General features: G+C 58.7%; 12 protein-coding genes. 6 read left to right on the top strand and 6 right to left on the bottom strand.

The features are described 5' to 3' along the window. Positions 1 to 56 precede the first annotated feature (56 nt). Positions 57 to 848 (bottom strand): tryptophan synthase subunit alpha, encoded by a 792-nt coding sequence (trpA, locus tag ACR0LN_RS06835; protein ID WP_480428591.1) that lies wholly within the window; start codon positions 846 to 848, stop codon positions 57 to 59. A gap of 78 nt (positions 849 to 926) precedes the next feature. After that, positions 927 to 1,412, bottom strand: coding sequence for an acyloxyacyl hydrolase (locus tag ACR0LN_RS06830; protein WP_480428590.1), 486 nt, complete (start codon positions 1,410 to 1,412; stop codon positions 927 to 929). Positions 1,413 to 1,610: 198 nt separating this feature from the next. Here ACR0LN_RS06830 and ychF point away from each other — a divergent pair, with 198 nt between their 5' ends. Beyond that, positions 1,611 to 2,708 carry a redox-regulated ATPase YchF gene (gene ychF / locus ACR0LN_RS06825; RefSeq protein WP_480428589.1) on the top strand — a complete coding sequence of 366 codons (1,098 nt, stop codon included), beginning with the start codon at positions 1,611 to 1,613 and terminating at the stop codon, positions 2,706 to 2,708. 54 nt (positions 2,709 to 2,762) lie between these two features. Here ychF and ACR0LN_RS06820 read toward each other — a convergent pair whose 3' ends face one another. Next, positions 2,763 to 3,275 (bottom strand): ester cyclase, encoded by a 513-nt coding sequence (locus ACR0LN_RS06820; RefSeq protein ID WP_480428588.1) that lies wholly within the window; start codon positions 3,273 to 3,275, stop codon positions 2,763 to 2,765. A 156-nt stretch (positions 3,276 to 3,431) separates the two neighbouring features. Between ACR0LN_RS06820 and ACR0LN_RS06815 the strand changes: the two genes are divergently transcribed. The 5 genes from ACR0LN_RS06815 (at position 3,432) to ACR0LN_RS06795 (ending at position 10,310) form a co-directional block, all read left to right on the top strand. Then, positions 3,432 to 4,313 carry a LysR family transcriptional regulator gene (locus tag ACR0LN_RS06815; protein ID WP_480428587.1) on the top strand — a complete coding sequence of 294 codons (882 nt, stop codon included), beginning with the start codon at positions 3,432 to 3,434 and terminating at the stop codon, positions 4,311 to 4,313. 85 nt (positions 4,314 to 4,398) lie between these two features. Further along, positions 4,399 to 6,102 carry an NAD(P)H-dependent oxidoreductase subunit E gene (locus ACR0LN_RS06810; RefSeq protein ID WP_480428586.1) on the top strand — a complete coding sequence of 568 codons (1,704 nt, stop codon included), beginning with the start codon at positions 4,399 to 4,401 and terminating at the stop codon, positions 6,100 to 6,102. Positions 6,103 to 6,115: 13 nt separating this feature from the next. Further along, positions 6,116 to 8,902 carry a formate dehydrogenase subunit alpha gene (gene fdhF, locus ACR0LN_RS06805; protein WP_480428585.1) on the top strand — a complete coding sequence of 929 codons (2,787 nt, stop codon included), beginning with the start codon at positions 6,116 to 6,118 and terminating at the stop codon, positions 8,900 to 8,902. A 114-nt stretch (positions 8,903 to 9,016) separates the two neighbouring features. Next, a complete protein-coding gene (locus tag ACR0LN_RS06800) occupies positions 9,017 to 9,805 on the top strand; it encodes a cyclase family protein (protein ID WP_480428584.1) in 789 nt (262 codons plus the stop codon). After that, positions 9,798 to 10,310 (top strand): thioesterase family protein, encoded by a 513-nt coding sequence (locus ACR0LN_RS06795; RefSeq protein WP_480428583.1) that lies wholly within the window; start codon positions 9,798 to 9,800, stop codon positions 10,308 to 10,310. The genes ACR0LN_RS06800 and ACR0LN_RS06795 overlap by 8 nt, the downstream gene beginning before the upstream one ends. Here ACR0LN_RS06795 and ACR0LN_RS06790 read toward each other — a convergent pair. The 3 genes from ACR0LN_RS06790 to ACR0LN_RS06780 form a co-directional block, all read right to left on the bottom strand. Next, positions 10,307 to 14,389 carry a translocation/assembly module TamB domain-containing protein gene (locus ACR0LN_RS06790; protein WP_480428581.1) on the bottom strand — a complete coding sequence of 1,361 codons (4,083 nt, stop codon included), beginning with the start codon at positions 14,387 to 14,389 and terminating at the stop codon, positions 10,307 to 10,309. The genes ACR0LN_RS06795 and ACR0LN_RS06790 overlap by 4 nt on opposite strands. Continuing rightward, the gene (locus ACR0LN_RS06785; protein ID WP_480428580.1) at positions 14,386 to 16,188 is read right to left on the bottom strand and encodes an autotransporter assembly complex protein TamA; all 1,803 of its coding nucleotides are present in this window, start codon (positions 16,186 to 16,188) and stop codon (positions 14,386 to 14,388) included. The genes ACR0LN_RS06790 and ACR0LN_RS06785 overlap by 4 nt, the downstream gene beginning before the upstream one ends. A 277-nt stretch (positions 16,189 to 16,465) precedes the next feature. Continuing rightward, positions 16,466 to 17,452, bottom strand: coding sequence for a type I glyceraldehyde-3-phosphate dehydrogenase (locus ACR0LN_RS06780; RefSeq protein ID WP_480428578.1), 987 nt, complete (start codon positions 17,450 to 17,452; stop codon positions 16,466 to 16,468). Between the last annotated feature and the right edge of the window lie 33 nt (positions 17,453 to 17,485).

Here is a 17,485-nt window from a genome sequence, read left to right as displayed (position 1 = left end):
CCGCAGCATGCCAGGGGCGCGCTGCGGTTTCGTTGGAAAACGTTGTGCTTGGAACGTCAGGCAGAGTGTGCGCCGTCGGCCAGAGATTTCACAAAGTCCAAAACCTCAACCACGGGTTTGCCTGCAGCGATCTGGCTGACAATGGCCGAACCAACCACGGCACCGTCTGCAACGCTGGCGATGGCCTTGGATTTCTCGGGCGTGTTGATGCCAAAGCCAACAATCACCGGCAGGTCTGTTGCGGACTTGATCCGAGCCACCTCAGGGCCGACATTTGTGGCTTGCGCCTCTGCTGCACCAGTGATGCCTGTGATCGAGACATAGTACACGAAACCCGAGGTGTTCTGTAGAACGCGCGGCAGGCGCTTGTCGTCGGTTGTTGGCGTTGCCAGACGGATGAAGTTCAGACCTGCGGCCTGTGCTGGCAGGCACAGTTCCTCGTCCTCTTCCGGGGGCAGGTCGACCACGATCAAGCCGTCGATGCCAGCAGCTTTGGCGTCGTCCAGAAATGTATCAACGCCTAGGCTGTAGATCGGATTGTAGTAACCCATCAGAACAATCGGGGTCGTGTCGTCGGTTTCACGGAACGCACGCGCCAGATCCAGAGTGCGCTGCAACGTCATACCCCCATCCAACGCGCGTTGACCGGCGGCCTGAATGGTAGGGCCATCCGCCATGGGGTCCGTAAAGGGCAGGCCCAGTTCGATTACATCCACGCCCGCGCCCGGCAAACCTTTCACGACCTCAAGCGAGGTGTCGAAATCGGGGTCGCCCGCCATGATATAAGCAACAAAGGCCTTCTTTCCATCGGCTTTCAGGGCGGCGAACTTGGCATCAATACGGGTCATCTGCAGTCCTTGCATTCAGAGTCAGACCTGATGTGCAGAAACTTTGCCCGGAAATCAATCCCGACGGGTCACATTGCATCAGAACTCGTAGTGATAACGAAGCAGAGCCGAATTCACGCCCGGATTGTCGTCCTGCGTGCTGGCGTTGGATTTGTGCGTGATAGCAACGGAAAGTTTGTTGCCGTTGTTAAGCGTGTAGCCTACTCCCAACAGGCTTCGGATTTGGAACTCTCCGCCAAGGTCGTTCAATTCGTCCCCCTCGGCAAAGTATCCGGGCATGACACTACCTTCAAGGAACCATCGGTCGGCAAAGGTATGAAAGCCGATCAAGCCAATGCCGATGTGAATGTTGCCCGCTGTGTCAACGGTCAGAGCGCTTCCCCATGTAGCAGAAAAGCGGGTGGCTTCGTGAAACGGGCTGTGTTGGTATTCCAGCGAAAAAACAGCTTCATCGTCGGCTGCGCTGTCGGAAAAATCTGAATATCCTGCGCCAAAGACAAGTGACTGTGCTTGTGCCGTCGGGGCCATGAGTATCAGCGCGAGGGCTGCGACAGAGTTCTTCATATTAGATCTTCACAATGTGTTTGTTCACAACGTACTACGTGTTGACCTTAAAGCGCGGGTTTCAATTCGGGCAAGCTCTTGCAGGTTGAACATTTCCGTGATGTTGCAAAATGGACTTATGGGCCTGACAGCAGTGTGGCTTGCGCATTTCCCCGGACCTGCCTAGAAGACGCCGTCGTATCGCTTCAGGAGGCCATCATGGGCTTTAAAATGGGAATCGTGGGTCTGCCGAATGTGGGCAAGTCGACCCTGTTCAATGCGCTGACCAAAACTGCAGCCGCACAGGCGGCGAATTTCCCGTTTTGCACTATTGAGCCGAATGTAGGCGACGTGGCCGTTCCCGATGACCGGCTCGACAAGCTGGCCGCGATTGCCAGTTCGAAACAGATCATTCCAACACGGATGACCTTTGTGGACATCGCCGGTCTGGTGAAGGGGGCGTCTAAAGGTGAAGGGCTTGGTAACCAGTTTCTGGCCAACATTCGCGAAACGGACGCCATCGCTCATGTACTGCGCTGTTTCGAAGATGGCGACGTGACCCATGTGGATGGCCGCGTCGACCCGGTGGCCGACGCCGACACCATCGAGACCGAGTTGATGCTGGCCGATCTGGAAAGCATCGAAAAGCGCCGCGCCAATCTGGTGCGCAAGCTGAAAGGCAACGACAAAGAGGCGCAGCAGCAGGATCGCCTGCTGGCTGAGGCGCAAGCCATGCTGGAAAGCGGCAAACCCGCGCGTCTGGTCGAGGTTTCGGACGAGGACTCCAAGGCATGGAAGATGCTGCAACTGCTGACCACCAAGCCCGTGCTCTATGTCTGCAACGTGTCCGAGGAAGAAGCTGCCGACGGTAATGAATATTCCGCGAAAGTGGCCGAAATGGCTGCCGCGCAGGGCAATTCCCACGTCATCATCAGCGCCAAGATCGAAGAAGAGATCAGCCTGCTGGAAGAGGACGAGGCCCAGATGTTCCTAGAGGAAATGGGACTGGAAGAACCCGGCCTCGACCGTCTGATCCGTGCCGGTTATGACCTGCTCAAGCTGGAAACCTATTTCACCGTCGGCCCGAAAGAGGCCCGCGCCTGGACCATCCGTACCGGCACCGCCGCACCACAGGCCGCTGGCGTGATCCACGGGGATTTCGAGAAGGGTTTCATCCGCGCCGAGACCATCGCCTATGACGACTATATCGCCGCCAATGGTGAGCAGGGCGCGAAAGAGGCAGGCAAGATGCGGGCTGAAGGCAAGAGCTATGTCGTCAAGGACGGCGACGTGATGCACTTCCTGTTTAATACCTGAGTAATGCTTGAGCGCCCGGTTTAGTTGAGGCCGGGCGCAACCGGGGTTTTGGCACTAGTTTCCCAGGCCGAGCTCGTGCCGCAGTGTGAAGTAGTCCCAGACGACCCAGCTTTCAGCAATCTTTCCATCGGCGATCCGGTCGATTTGGACTCCGGTCCAGTTGACGACATCGCCAGAGGCGGGCTGACCTAGGTAGGCCCCTTTCTGTGTCCCATAGAAACGCCAATGGGTGGATACGCGGTCTCCCTCGGCGATCTGTCCAAAAATCTCGACCTTCAGATCGGGAAAGGCTTTGTGGTTTTCCGCGACTATACTGGCCCAGGTGGCCAAATCGATGCTCCCAGTGCCTCCGGTAGCCAAGGGGGCCTGATGGTTTTGGTAACCTTCGGTGAAAATTGACTCGTCAATCGTGGACGCAGCTGCCCACATTTCAACGGCCTTCCGCGAGAGGTTTTTTGCTGTGGAATTTCCAGTTTCTTGTGCCATCACATTTCCTCCTGCGGCAAAGGTCAGAACAATCGCCAGTGCCCAAATGCGCCTGGCCAAGTTTTTATACTTACTGGCCATTGACCTCCTCCGTTCATCATGCCGGCTGCAGACAGGATACCGTGCTCGTTTGAACTGGGGAATTTGTAAGTTACGGCTTATAGAACCGTAACAATAACTTTTACGAGGCTGTAAACACGCTATTCTGCGCTTCTGACTGAAAGAAGAACCCAGAGCATGATCGAAATCCGCGACCTGCAATTGCTCAGTGCCCTCGCACGGCACCGCCATTTTGCCAAGGCGGCCGAGGAATGCGGGATTTCGCAGCCTGCCTTCTCAATGCGTATCCGCAATCTTGAGGACCGGCTGGGCGTCTCTATTGTCCGCCGCGCCAACCGTTTTCAGGGCCTGACCGAAGAGGGCGAAATGATCGTCCAGCGGGCGCGGCGAATCCTCGACGACACAAAGGCGCTGGAACAGCAGGTGCTGGCCGCGAAGGGTGAGATCACCGGCACGCTGATTTTGGGCGTGATACCCACAGCAATTGCTTTTACCGGGCGTCTGACCAAACGGCTTCGCGACGCTCATCCCCGCATCATCACGCGGATTGAAACCATGTCGGCCACTGCCATTCAGCATAGGTTGGACGAAGGTAGTTTGGACGCGGGGATCACCTATGGCGATAGCATCGGGACTGACCTTCGGCAGGTGCAGCCTTTGTACGAGGAAACTTATGTTCTGCTGGTGCCGTCGCATATGACGGATGAGACCGGCTCGATCCCATGGTCGCGGGTTGCAGAGTTTCCGCTCAGTTTGCTGGAGCCGCAGATGCAGAATCGACGAATCCTGGAACGGATTTTTGCCGAACAGGGCCTGCACCCGGATGTTGTGGCTGAAACCAGCGGGTTCACGGCGTCGATGGTCATGGCGCGAGAAGGGTTGGCCGCCACGGTGGTCCCTCGGGTTCTCGTCCGTGCGCTGGGTGATTTGAAGGGGACAAAAGTGCTGCCTTTGGTTGATCCTGTTGTCAGCAAGCCGATTTGTCTGGCGACTCTGTCCCGCGATCCGGAATTGCCGACAGTCGAAGCATTAAGAGCCGTTGTGACGTCTTTGCGGTGATAAGCTGTCGTTATCGTGCAATTGCGATAAGAGATTTGACGATATGTTAGTCTGATGAGACACGGAGCCTCAATCGGAGGGCATCATGGCACCATTAGACACCAAGCCATCAGGCGCACCAAAGGGCGTCTGGAAGTCAGGTAAAGGCAAGGGGCGGCACACGCCCAAGGGCCGTCAGTTCACGGATGAGGCACAGGCCGAAATTGCGCGCCTGTTGGGCGACCGCCCGCGCCGCCGCGATCTGCTGATCGAATTCCTGCATTTGATTCAGGACGCACACGGCCATATCAGTGCCGATCACATCGCCGCTTTGGCTGTTGAGATGCGTGTTGGTCAGGCCGAGATCTATGAAACCGCGACTTTCTATGCCCACTTTGATGTGGTGAAAGAAGACGAAACACCTCCGCCCGCGCTGACAATCCGGGTCTGTGATTCTCTGTCCTGTGAAATGGCCGGTGCTCAGCAACTGCAAAAGGCGCTGGAAGATGGGTTGAACCCGGCAGAGGTCCGCGTAGTTCGCGCGCCCTGCATGGGCCGTTGTGACACTGCTCCGGTGCTTGAGATCGGGCATAACCATATCGACCACGCGACCCCCGAAAAGGTGCAGGCCGCTATTGCTGCGGGTGACACCCACGCCCATCTGCCCGACTACGAAGCCTTTGTCGCTTATGAGGCAAACGGCGGTTACGCCAAGCTGAAAGAGCTGCGAGACAGTGGCGATTGGGAGAAGGTGCAGGAAGACGTCCTGTCCTCGGGCCTGCGTGGTCTGGGCGGTGCTGGATTCCCGTCCGGCAAGAAATGGGGCTTTGTTCGTGTGAACGAAGGTCCGCGCTATCTGGCTGTGAACGGCGACGAAGGCGAGCCCGGCACGTTCAAAGACCGCTACTATCTGGAACGCACGCCGCATGTCTTCCTAGAAGGCATGTTGATCGCAGCATGGGCCGTCGAGGCCGAGACCTGCTTCATCTACATGCGCGACGAATACCCGGCGGTTCTGGAAATTCTGCGCCGTGAGATCGCCGCGTTGGAAGACGCGGGGATCGTTGAGCAAGGCTACATCGACCTGCGCCGGGGTGCTGGCGCTTACATCTGCGGCGAAGAATCCGCGATGATTGAATCGATCGAGGGTAAAAAGGGCCTGCCGCGTCACCGTCCTCCGTTCGTGGCGCAGGTTGGGGTCTTTAACCGCCCAACCTTGGTGCACAATGTCGAGACGCTCTATTGGGTCACTAAGGTTTGCCGCGAGGGGCCGGAATGCCTCAACAGCACCGAAAAGAACGGTCGCAAGGGCCTGCGCAGCTATTCGGTCTCGGGCCGGGTGGCGAAGCCGGGCGTTTACCTGTTGCCTGCGGGTTCGACCATTCTGGATGTGATCGAAGCGGCTGGGGGCATGGCCGAGGGGCAGACCTTCAAGGCGTATCAGCCGGGTGGTCCGTCCTCGGGTCTGCTGCCCGCTTCGATGGACGATATCCCGCTGGACTTCGACACGTTGCAGCCGCATGGCACCTTTATCGGGTCTGCGGCGGTTGTGGTTCTGTCCGATCAGGACACCGCGCGTGATGCGGCGTTGAACATGCTGCGGTTCTTCGAGGACGAAAGCTGCGGCCAGTGTACGCCCTGTCGTGCTGGCTGCGAAAAGGCAGTGAAGCTGATGCAGGCCGACAAGTGGGATCAGGACCTGCTGGAAGACCTGTGTCAGGTCATGGGCGACGCCTCGATTTGCGGTCTGGGGCAGGCTGCTCCGAACCCGATCCGCCTGGTCATGAAACATTTCGCTGACGAAATCTGAGGGAGACAGAGCCATGCTTGATGCAAGCCCAAACAAGACCGTCACCTTCAACCTGAACGGCGAAGATGTCACCGTCCCCGAGGGCTGGACCATCTGGGAAGCCGCCAAGGGGCAGGGGTTCACCATCCCTCACCTGTGCCACAAGCCGCAGCCGGGATATCGCCCGGACGGCAACTGCCGCGCCTGTATGGTTGAGGTGGAAGGCGAGCGCACGCTGGTCGCCTCGTGCATTCGTCCCGCGGCGGACGGTATGGTCGTCAAGACCGACAGTGACCGTGCCGAGAAATCGCGCGCCATGGTCATGGAACTGCTGGTGGCCGATCAGCCCGAAGAGGCGCACGACACCTCCAGCCACTTCTGGGATATGGCCAAGCTGAACGATGTCAGCGACAGCCGTTTCCCGGCGAAAGAAGCCGAGAAGATCCCGCTGCTGGATGACAGCCACGTTGCGATGCGCGTCAATCTGGACGCCTGCATCAACTGCAACCTCTGCGTCCGCGCTTGCCGCGATGTGCAGGTAAATGACGTGATCGGCATGGCTGGCCGCGGGCACACCGCGCAGGTGGTGTTTGACCAGAACGACCCGATGGGCGCGTCGACCTGTGTGGCCTGTGGCGAATGCGTTCAGGCCTGCCCGACTGGCGCGTTGATGCCCGCCACCGTGCTGGACGACCAGCAAAAAGGTGACAGCAAGGACTATGACTCTGAGACCGAAAGCGTCTGCCCGTTCTGCGGTGTGGGCTGTAAAGTCTCGCTGAAGGTCAAGGACGGCAAGGTCAAGTATGTCGAAGGCATCAACGGCCCCGCCAACGAAGGCCGTTTGTGTGTCAAAGGCCGGTTCGGCTTTGACTACATCCACCACCCGCATCGCCTGACCAAGCCGCTGATCCGGCGTGAGGACGCGCCGGAGAAGGGTCTGAACGTCGATCCAGGCAACCTGTCGACTCATTTCCGCGAAGCGACGTGGGAAGAGGCGATGGATCTGGCTGCCACCAAGCTGAAAACCCTGCGCGACGAAGACCCGCGCAGCGTTGCTGGCTTTGGCTCGGCCAAATGCACCAACGAAGAAGCCTATCTGTTCCAGAAGTTCATCCGTCAGGGCTTTAAGCACAACAACGTCGACCACTGCACCCGCCTGTGCCACGCGTCGTCCGTTGCTGCTCTGATCGAGAACGTGGGCTCGGGTGCCGTGACCGCGACGTTCAACGAGATTGAAAACGCGGATGTGGCGATCATCATCGGGGCCAACCCGATCGAGAACCACCCGGTGGCTGCCACGTACTTCAAACAGTTCACTAAGCGGGGCGGCAAGCTGATCGTGATGGATCCGCGCGGCGTTGGCATGCGCAAGTTCGCTGATGAAATGCTGCAGTTCCGTCCGGGGGCTGACGTCTCGATGCTCAACGCGATCATGAATGTGATCGTCGAAGAGGAACTGTATGACAGCCAATACATCCATCGCTGGACCGAGAACTGGGAGGCCGAGAAAGAGCATCTGAGCCAGTTCACGCCCGAGGCGATGTCGCCGATCTGTGGCATCGAACCGGATCAGTTGCGTCGTGTCGCGCGCACCTTTGCGCAGGCCAAAGCAGGTCTGATCTTCTGGGGTATGGGCGTCAGCCAGCACATCCACGGCACGGATAATTCACGCTGCCTGATTTCGCTGGCTCTGATGACCGGCAACGTTGGCAAACCGGGCGCGGGTCTGCACCCGCTGCGCGGTCAGAACAACGTTCAAGGTGCCTCGGATGCGGGTCTGATCCCGATGTTCCTGCCGGACTATCAGTCGGTGATGGATGACGATATCCGCGCCAAGTTCAACAATGTTTGGAACGACGAGCGCGACTTCTCGAACGAGAAGGGTCTGACGGTGACCGAGATCATCGATCAGGCATATGCGGGCAACATCAAGGGTATGTATATTCAGGGTGAAAACCCCGCCATGTCCGACCCCGATGTTGGGCACGCGCGCGAGGCTCTTGCTAAGTTGGAGCTGATGATCGTGCAGGATATCTTCCTGACCGAGACGGCGAATTATGCCGACATCATCCTGCCTGCTTCGGCGCTGTATGAAAAGAACGGGACCGTGTCGAACACCAACCGTCAGGTACAGCGTGTTCGCCCGGCTGTGACACCTCCGGGTGAGGCGCGCGAAGACTGGAAGATCACCGTCGAACTGGCGCAGCGCATCGGCCTGAACTGGGATTACACCGATGTCTCGCAGGTCTTTGCCGAGATGAAGTTGACGATGAACTCGCTCAACAACATCACGTGGGAGCGTCTGGAGACCGAGACCATCACCTATCCGTCACTGTCCGAGACAGACCCGGGGCAGGCGATTGTGTTCGGCGATGGCTTCCCACGCCCGGATGGCCGTGCCCGGTTCACACCGGCCAGTGTCATCCCGCCGGATGAAGCGCCGGATGATGAATACCCCATGATCGCCACTACGGGGCGTCAGCTTGAACATTGGCACACAGGGTCGATGACCCGCCGGGCGACCGTTCTTGACGCCGTTGAGCCCGAGGCGAACTGTTCGATGAATCCTCGCAAGCTGAAGCTGATGGGGATCGAGCCGGGTGAGATGATCCGTCTGACCACGCGTCGCGGCTCGATCGAGATCATGGTCCGCGCCGACCGGGCGATTGCCGAAGACATGGTGTTCATTCCGTTTGCCTATGTCGAGGCGGCGGCGAACATCCTGACCAACTCGGCCATCGATCCCTATGGCAAGATCCCTGAGTTCAAGTTCTCGGCGATCCGGGTCGAAAAGATCGAAGACGCCATCGCGGCGGAATAAAACCACCACTCGCAAAATCAGGAAAGGGCGGCCCAAATGGGTCGCCTTTTTCTTTCCTTGACAGAGAGTTACTTGCAGCCAACCCTGTCACCGTCCGTGGAGGAGGAGGTTTGCATGGCCCGCCGTTTCGTCGATCTTTCCGTTCCCTTGGAAATGGGCATCGTGTCCGACCCGCCGATCATGTTGCCCGAGATTGAATACATGAACCACGACCAGACCGCGGAACAGGTCATGTCCTTCTTTCCGGGGTTACAGAAAGAGGACCTGCCCGGTGGCGAAGGGTGGGCCATCGAGCGGCTTCAGATTGCCACCCACAACGGCACCCATCTGGATGCGCCCTATCACCACCATTCTACGATGAACAAAGGTGAGCGGGCGATCACCATCGACGAGGTCCCGCTGGAATGGTGCATGAACCCCGGTGTGAAGCTGGATTTTCGCCACTTTGACGATGGCTATGTGGTGTCGGCTGCAGATGTCGAGGCCGAGCTGAAGCGGATCGGGCACGAACTACAACCACTGGATATTGTGGTCGTGAATACCGCAGCTGGCACACAATACGGGCAGCCCGACTATCTAATGAAGGGCTGCGGCATGGGGCGCGAAGCGACGTTGTATCTGACAGAACGCGGCGTCCGGGTCACCGGTACGGATGCCTGGAGTTGGGACGCGCCCTTTGCGCTGACGGCTCTGGAATATGCGGAGACACGCGATCCGTCGATCATATGGGAGGGGCACCGGGCCTCGATGGATATTGGCTATTGCCACATGGAAAAGCTGACTAATCTGGAAGGCTTGCCGCCGACGGGGTTCGATATCTCGTGCTTTCCGTTCAAGATCAAAGGGGCGTCGGCCGGCTTCGTGCGTGCCGTCGCGATTTTCGAGGAGGACGCCGATGTCTGAACCGCTCAGTGGGCATGACGGCCCTTATGATGTACCAGTCGAAATTCGGGGTTTCTCGGTTTTGCCAGAGTGGATCGACTATAACGGCCACATGAATGTGGGCTACTATGGCGTAGCTTTTGATACGGGTCTTGAGAAGCTGTTGGTTGACCATCTGGGCTTGGGTGAGCCACAGGTCAAATCACTGGGGCAGGGGCCGTATGACCTTCAATCCAGTATGAACTTCTTACGCGAACTGCAGCAGGGCGAACCCTTTTGGTTCCGCTTTCGCATGCTGGACGCAGATCATAAACGCGGCCACTACTTTGCGCAGATGCTAACCCAAGATGGTGAGATCTGTGCCACGCAAGAGGCGCTGTTCATGAATGTCAGCCACACGACCGGACGCGCGGTCGCCTACCCGGATTGGGCGGTTGCGCGGATGGGGCGAATGGTCCGAGATCACGTGACGCTGGACCCCGCGCCACAGGTTGGTCAGCCGATAGGTATCAGGCGGAGTGTTTAATAATCCCGCTGGAAAAACACGCCGAGACCGGTTTCCCCACGTCCGTCCACTGTGCCCCGCACAGTAAAGCTTTCGGTGACGTCCAGATTCAGGTTTACTTCGGTGTCACCTTCGGTGTTGACGCTGAAGTCCGTGTACAAATTGTCGCTGAGGTAAGTACCTGCACCCAGAACACCTCCGCCACCTTCGGCAGTTCCAACGTCGATTGTATCCAGTCCGGTGGCCTCCCGTACGCCTTTGGTCGCATCACCGCCAGCTCCGCTAAGCTGGGCAAGCGAGGCCGCCATTTGTGCGATGACGAACGGCGACAATTCCGAGAAACGGTTGCCGAACAATAACATGGCCAACGCCTCTTCTGCAGGGCGTTCGGGGTCAGAATAAACATCGACTTCGGGCGCATCCAACGGACCAGAGATTTCGATTGTCGCCGTTCCATCTGACGTACTGGTTGATGACGCGAACTCGATATACGGTTTGAGGTCACCTTGCAGTGTCACAAGACCCTTGGTCAGGGCGAGCCTCCGGCCCAGGATGTCAAAATTACCCCGGATCAATTCGATCTGGCCGGATGGAACGACCGAGGCCGTCGTGCCGCCGATAAACAAATTACCACCGAGCTCGGCATTCACACCACGACCGCGCACAAAAACAGCTTTGGGTGCCAGCAAGCTGATATCCAATGCGATGCGCGAGTCGCTCTTCTGTGCGCTTTCTTCAACCACTAGCCGCGCGCGTTCGCGGGTTTGGAAACCGGCGGCGCTTTCGTTGATATGCTCAATTTCCGGGATCGGAGCGGCACCGACGGCACCTGCTGCGGCCGCGAGGTTGATATTGGTCTCTTCGAAAGTGATTTGCCCGGAAATAGCACTGTTGCCTGCCAGTGCACCGGTCACGGCAATCTCGCCGTTCAGAATGGTCTCATATAACAGCTGATCCGTGATCACGAGTTGATTGAGTCGGGTAACAATATTCGCATTGAGCGGCGGCGTCAGGTCCACAGGACCAGATACGGTAAAGCTGCCACCGGCCCGCATTCCGCCATTCAACGAGATTGTGGCCCGGCTTTGCGCCAGTTCGACCGATCCGCTGATGCCTGTGATGGTCTGTCCGATATCCGGGATGGCCAGCGACGTCCCCGAGGTGGTGATGCTGCCGCTCAGCGAACTGAGTTCGGGTTGGCCCTTTAGCCTGAGATTGTGCCGGGCCGATCCTTCGATCTTGTTGGGCGAGATAAAGATGTTGGCAATACCAAGGTTGATACCACCCTGCGCTTGCATATCCGCCTCGCCGGTGGCCTCATCAAAAGTGCCCGCGATTGTGCTGCTGATCTCGGCGGGGCCGTTCGCCGACCCGTCGATTGTCCAGACGCCTTTGTTGCGCTTGGCGTTTCCAGTCGCGGCTATGGTGCCGGGAAATTCAGGGGCGAAACGTTCGATCTTGTTCAGCTTTGCGTCGAAGTCCAAATCTGCAGAGCCGTCTGTGCCGACCACTCCAGTCACCGCTGCGTAAGAACTGTCCGGCCCGCTCAGCTTGACGGTTCCGTCCAGCCCCGAACCGGTCGGGGCCACATTCCCGTCCAGTGTAAGTGGCCCGGACATTGATGCAACAACGCGAGATAGGTCGTCGAGCTGGGCTGTAAAGTTCAGCCCTCCGGCCTCACGATCCAACTTGCCCGAAGCGGTGGCCGACAAGGCTGTGCCGCGCAGGCGGAAGGTGCGGACATCGACAAGTTCGTCCCCCTTGGCGGCATCGACCTGCAGGGTCGTGCGGCCCTGGATCAGTTTGTCGACCATTTCAATGCCGGTTTTGATGTCATCGGCGCTTAGGTCGCCCTTGATGTCAAAAATCCGGTCAGCGAGATTTCCGTTTCCTTGCAGATTGGCGGATACCGAGCCGCTCAGGTCGCGTTTGGCGAGGCCCGAGAACAGCGAAAGATCAGGGGTATCTACACTGGCGTTGCCGTCCACCGACAGATCGCCAGCGGGATCGTCAACCGTTGCCGCGACCCGCGCGGTCAGTGCCGTGCCATTGACTGTTGCCTGACGAATTTCAATCCTGTTGGCGGTGCGCGCGCCGTCCCAATTGACCGTAGTCCTGCCGGTCAGCAAGGGATCAACGTCGGACATTCCGGTTTGGATATCTTGTCCGATGAGGCTGGCGGTGCCGTCGAATTCCAGCGTCTGCACAGTACCTGTGCCGTTTATCTCGGCTTGCACGGCGCCACCAAGCTCGCGCTTGGCCAAACCGGAAAACACGGCCAGATCGGGCGCATTCACGCTGGCTTGTCCGTCGATGGTCAAATTGCCATCCGGCGTCGTGACATCTCCGCTGGCCTGCGCTTGTGCGGCTTCGCTGTTCAGGTCGAATTCGCGAATGGTGATGCCATCGCTGCCTCGGCTGCCGTCCAGTGTGATCGTGGTCTCACCCTTGATAACGGGGTCGATGTCGTCTCGGCCTGTGACCAGATTGCGGCCTTCGACAACCAGTTTGCCGTCAAAGCTCCCTTCCAAGGGTGAGCCTTTGCCGTCGACCCGGGCCGAGGCCGACCCACCCAGATCAAGCTGGGCCACTTCCGAGAACCGGGACAGGTCCGATGCCTCAAGCGTGGCCGACCCGTCAACGGTTAAGCCGCTGGTCAGCCCGTCGATCAATGCGTCCAGCGCCAGCGTATAGTCGGTCCCCACCAGTTCGAACCCGCTCAGGTTCAAGGTCTGATCGGTGCCGTAATCGAACTGACCGTCCAGGGTGATGCGGTCGCCCAGAGCCGAGTTCACCCCCTGGTCATTCAGGTCGATGCCGTCGACAATGGCCTGAAGGTCACCCTGCACAGCGAGCATGTCGCCTTGTTCCAAAGTGCCCTGCGCCGTGATCCGAGCGGTGTCCAGCTTTGCTTGCGGGGACTGAAACGCATTTGCCGTCAGGCTCAGATCCCAAAGGTTGCCGTTCTTCTGGTCGAACAGCGCAGAAATCTGTGCCGCCTCGATCGAGGTGTCTCCGCCCGCAACCGGCAGCACGACGGTTTGCCCATCGGGCGGGGTAATGCGGCCTTGCAGGGCCGCCAGTTGCAAGCTGCCACCTTCGGCCAGTTGCAGTTCGCCCTTGAGGTTTAGGGCTTGCGTCGTCAGTTCCAGTTCGGGGATTTCCAGCGCCCCTTCCGGCTTGGTCTGGCCGTCGACGAACAGCCGCGTGTTCGGACCAAAGAACGGGTCCAGATCCTCGGCCATGAACGGGGTCAAATCACCACCCAGATCGGCGGTGAATGCAATCCCGTCCGCCGCGCCGCTTTCGGCGGCGCGCAGTTGAACCTGCCCGGTAACCCGCTGCTGGTTATCACTGCTCAGCGCGATATCGGCCGTGAAGTCGGTCAGAGGTCCGGCACCTTTGGCAGATAAGCCGATTGGCGGGCTGTCAGGGATTTTCAGCGCGGTCGAAATCAGCCCGCCTACGGCCTCATTGACCTGCAAATCAAGATTGATCTCGCGCGACGAGTTCTGGAAGCCAGCGGTCAGCTTGACCTCGTCACCAGCGCGGTCCAGCCGGGTAACATCCAGATTGGTGTCCAGTGTGCCATCGGCCAAGGACAGATTTCCCGTCACCGAAAGATCAGCGGCGACACCGACCAGAGGTTCGCCCAGCGAAATCTCATCTATCCGAATCTCTCCGATCTCGATTGAGACGGGTAGTTCGGGCAGTTGAAAGGGCTCGGTTTCAGCCGACGGTGGCGGGGTATCCTTGGTAGTGGTACCGGGCGCACGGGCGACGTCGATTTCTTGCGCGGTGAGGGCATTGACGGAAAACCTTCCCCGGATCAGGGCTAGCCGGTTCCAGTCCAGCACGGCGTCCTTGATGGTCAGCCAGACGCCTTCATCATCTGCCACGGTGATCTCTTGTATCGTGGCACGTGCGCTCAGCGCCCCTTGAAGGCCCGTGATGGTTACGTTCTGATCATCCCCTGACAGCGTGTCCTGCAAGAAACGCTCAAGCATACTGCTGCCGCCGTCATCCTCTTGCGCAATGGCGGGCGGCGCAGTCAGGAACAGCACCGTGGTGATTATCGGATATGAATACTGCCGTATCAAAACGCCTGTCCGATCCCGATATAGAATTGCAACCCGTCGCCCGTGTCGCCCTGAACCGGCAAGGCAAGGTCAAGGCGCAAGGGGCCAAATCCGCCCAAATCGTACCTTACCCCAAGACCGGCACCCGAATGGTATTCTGCATCGCTGCCGATAAAGGATGACGTGTCCACCGTACCGAAGTCGTAAAAACCGACAAGCGATATCGTGTCTGTGATCTTTCCACGCACCTCACCGGATAGGCCCACAAAGGATTTGCCACCTGCGATACCGCCATTCACCGGAATGCCGAGGCTTTCGAAAGGCTGTCCGCGTACCGTGCCTGCCCCGCCCGAAAAGAACAGGAAATCGGGTGTCACGTCACTTGCTGCGGGTCCAATCACCGATCCCAATTGTGCGCGGCCCGCCAGTACGATCCGCCCGCCCGTATTCAGGCTGGTGTACCCGCGGCCGTCAAAAAACAACCGAATGCCGTTGTCCGTGCCTGAAAACCCAACGAAAGGCATTGCCTGGGAATCCAGATAAAACCCGCGAGTCGCGCTGACCTTGCTGTCCCGTTCATCCCATTCCGACCGAACCGGAATGATGAAGTATCGGAACTTGCGCCCTGTTCCATAGGCGTCATCCGCGTCCGACCACTGAAAGCCGGCCGAGGCTTCGGCATACAGTCGGTCGGAAAAAGTGCGCCGTGCACCGTATGCCAACGAAGCTATGGTCACGTTGTAGTTGTCGGTATTACGCCGTTCCAGCAACGCGCTCCAAAAGGTGTTGTCATCCGGTCCCAGCCTGTCGGGTTGGTCCAGTCGCAGGCCAATACGACCGTCCAGATCTTCGGTGCCACCAATGTTGCGCAGCGCGGCCTCGAACCTCAGCCGCTCGGCGCGACGGAATACGTTGCGATGGGTCCAGGTCGCGGTCAGGTCCAGCCCCGCGTTCGAGGCAATCTCACCGCCGAGTGTTATGCGACGTTTGGGCATGTCTTCGAATGTAGCGTCGAAGTCCAGGGAGCCGTCGGGGTTGGGAGTTTCATGCTCTTTGATTGAAACCACACTGAATGTGCCAGTGCGCCGAAGTCGAGTACCAACCTTTTGGATTTGAGCGGGCGAGTATACCTCTCCCGACGGGAACCCGGCGATCTTTTCGATGGAACGATGGCGCACGTCGGTGTCGCCTTTGATGAACATTTTGCCAAACGTCAGGCGTTGTCCCGGCGCAAGGTCGATCTGCGCATCCAGCCGGTTCTGGGCATGCCGGGCGATGACCCTTTGATTTTCGACCGCGGCCTTGGCGTGGCCTGCATCCCGCCAGCCCTGAACTCCGGCAGATGCAGCCTGTTGTATGGCGCCTGTTGTGGCCAGTTTGCCCGGCGCGAAACCTTCGGGCAGAACAGTATCCGGCGCGACAGGGGCGACGACAGCTTCGCCAAATTTGAAGGTCGGCCCGGTGTTGACTGTGATAACCGCACGGTTGATCGTGTTGGGCACGGTGAGCGAGCTCATGTCCGCGGCTTCCTGCCCGTCCAGCTTGATGCTGACGACCGGGCTGAAATAGCCCTCATCATACAGTATCTGAACGATGGTGCGGTAATCCGACAAGGCGGCGGACAAAATTTCCAGCGGTGTATCCAGGCCCCGGTTTTCGGCAGTCGCAACCGAGGAGGTTTCCTCAATGCGTTCGACCAGCCCCTTCGGGGCACCCGGCGCGTTCAGCGTTGTCTCCAAGGCTGCCAGAGAGGTCGGAGCGGCCAAAATCGCGCCGAGAAGGCAAAATTTAACAAAGGCCCGTGGCCTGCTTCCCCGCATCGAATGGCTCCAACTGCCCCAAGTCGAAATCAATATCGCCGTCTTATGCAAAATGACGGTTGATACATTCATGTTAGAGCATCAGTTTCCACGCAGGGAAAGAAATTATCGAAAACAGTGCCAAATTACCGGTTTGTGTGCCCGTCCAGTCCCAATCCTGGGGCTCGGGATTGTGGAACCAGCGAATGGTGGCGTCGCGGTCTTCGGGTTCCGCAAATGTAACATTGGCAGGCGGCGATGGCTCAGGTCCAAGTCCGCACGCTGCGGTATCGCAGGGTCAGTGACGTGTCATCAGGCGGGCGACGTCGAGCATACGTGCCGAAAAGCCCCATTCGTTGTCATACCAGCCGAAAATGCGGACCTGACTATCACCTGTTACCCTTAATTCCGGCCCCGCAATGACCAGTGATTCCGGCCGGGTGCGCAGGTCTGACGACACCAGTGGGTGATCGGTCCAGCCCAGAACGGAGGAGTTAGCGATGGCCTTGCGCAATTTTGCCTCGAACTCGGTGGCGGACATGCTGCGGTCAAGAGTAGCCACCAGGTCTACCGCCGACACGCTGGCGGTTGGGACGCGAACCGCTGCACCTGAGATGCGGCCTGCAAGGTGCGGCATGACTTCGTCAATCAAGTGCGTGGCGCTGGTGGTGGTGGGAACCATTGACAGCGCCCCGGCACGTGACCGAGCCAGATCGCCGCGTGGCGCGTCGACCATGGGTTGGCTGTTTGTGTAGCAATGGATTGTTGTCATGTGGGCCGAAGCGATGCCTCCGATCCTGTCCAAAACCTTGACCAGAGGTGCCAGCCCGTTTGTGGTGCAGGACGCGTTCGACACAATTCGCGCATTGCCCAGCTGATCTTCGTTCGCCCCCAGAACAATTGTGACTTCGGTCGCCGGTGAAGGACCCGAGATCAACACTTTGCCCGCCCCGGCGGTCAGCCCTTGACCTGCCACGTCCGATGTGCGCGCAACGCCGGTGCAATCCATCAGGACATCCACGCCGGTCAGATCAACGCGGGACAAATCCGGGCAGTGGGTGACAGGAATTGTGTGCCCGTCAACCATCAGAATCCCGCCATCGGTCTCAACGTTTCCGGGGTAAGGGCCAAAGGTACTGTCGTACTTGAAAAGATAAGCACAGGTTTCCAGCGGCGCGATATCGTTGATCAGAACCAGTTCAATATCTTTGCCCAACGGCAACGCCAGAAGCTGCCGTAGGATCGTGCGGCCAATACGACCGAATCCGTTGATCGCGAGTTTCATACGCAAGCTATGGCAGCGGGTTGCGCCGACCTC

It is taken from the genome of Ruegeria sp. AA6 (genome assembly GCF_056542865.1).
This window is presented reverse-complemented; position numbering and strand designations above follow the sequence as displayed.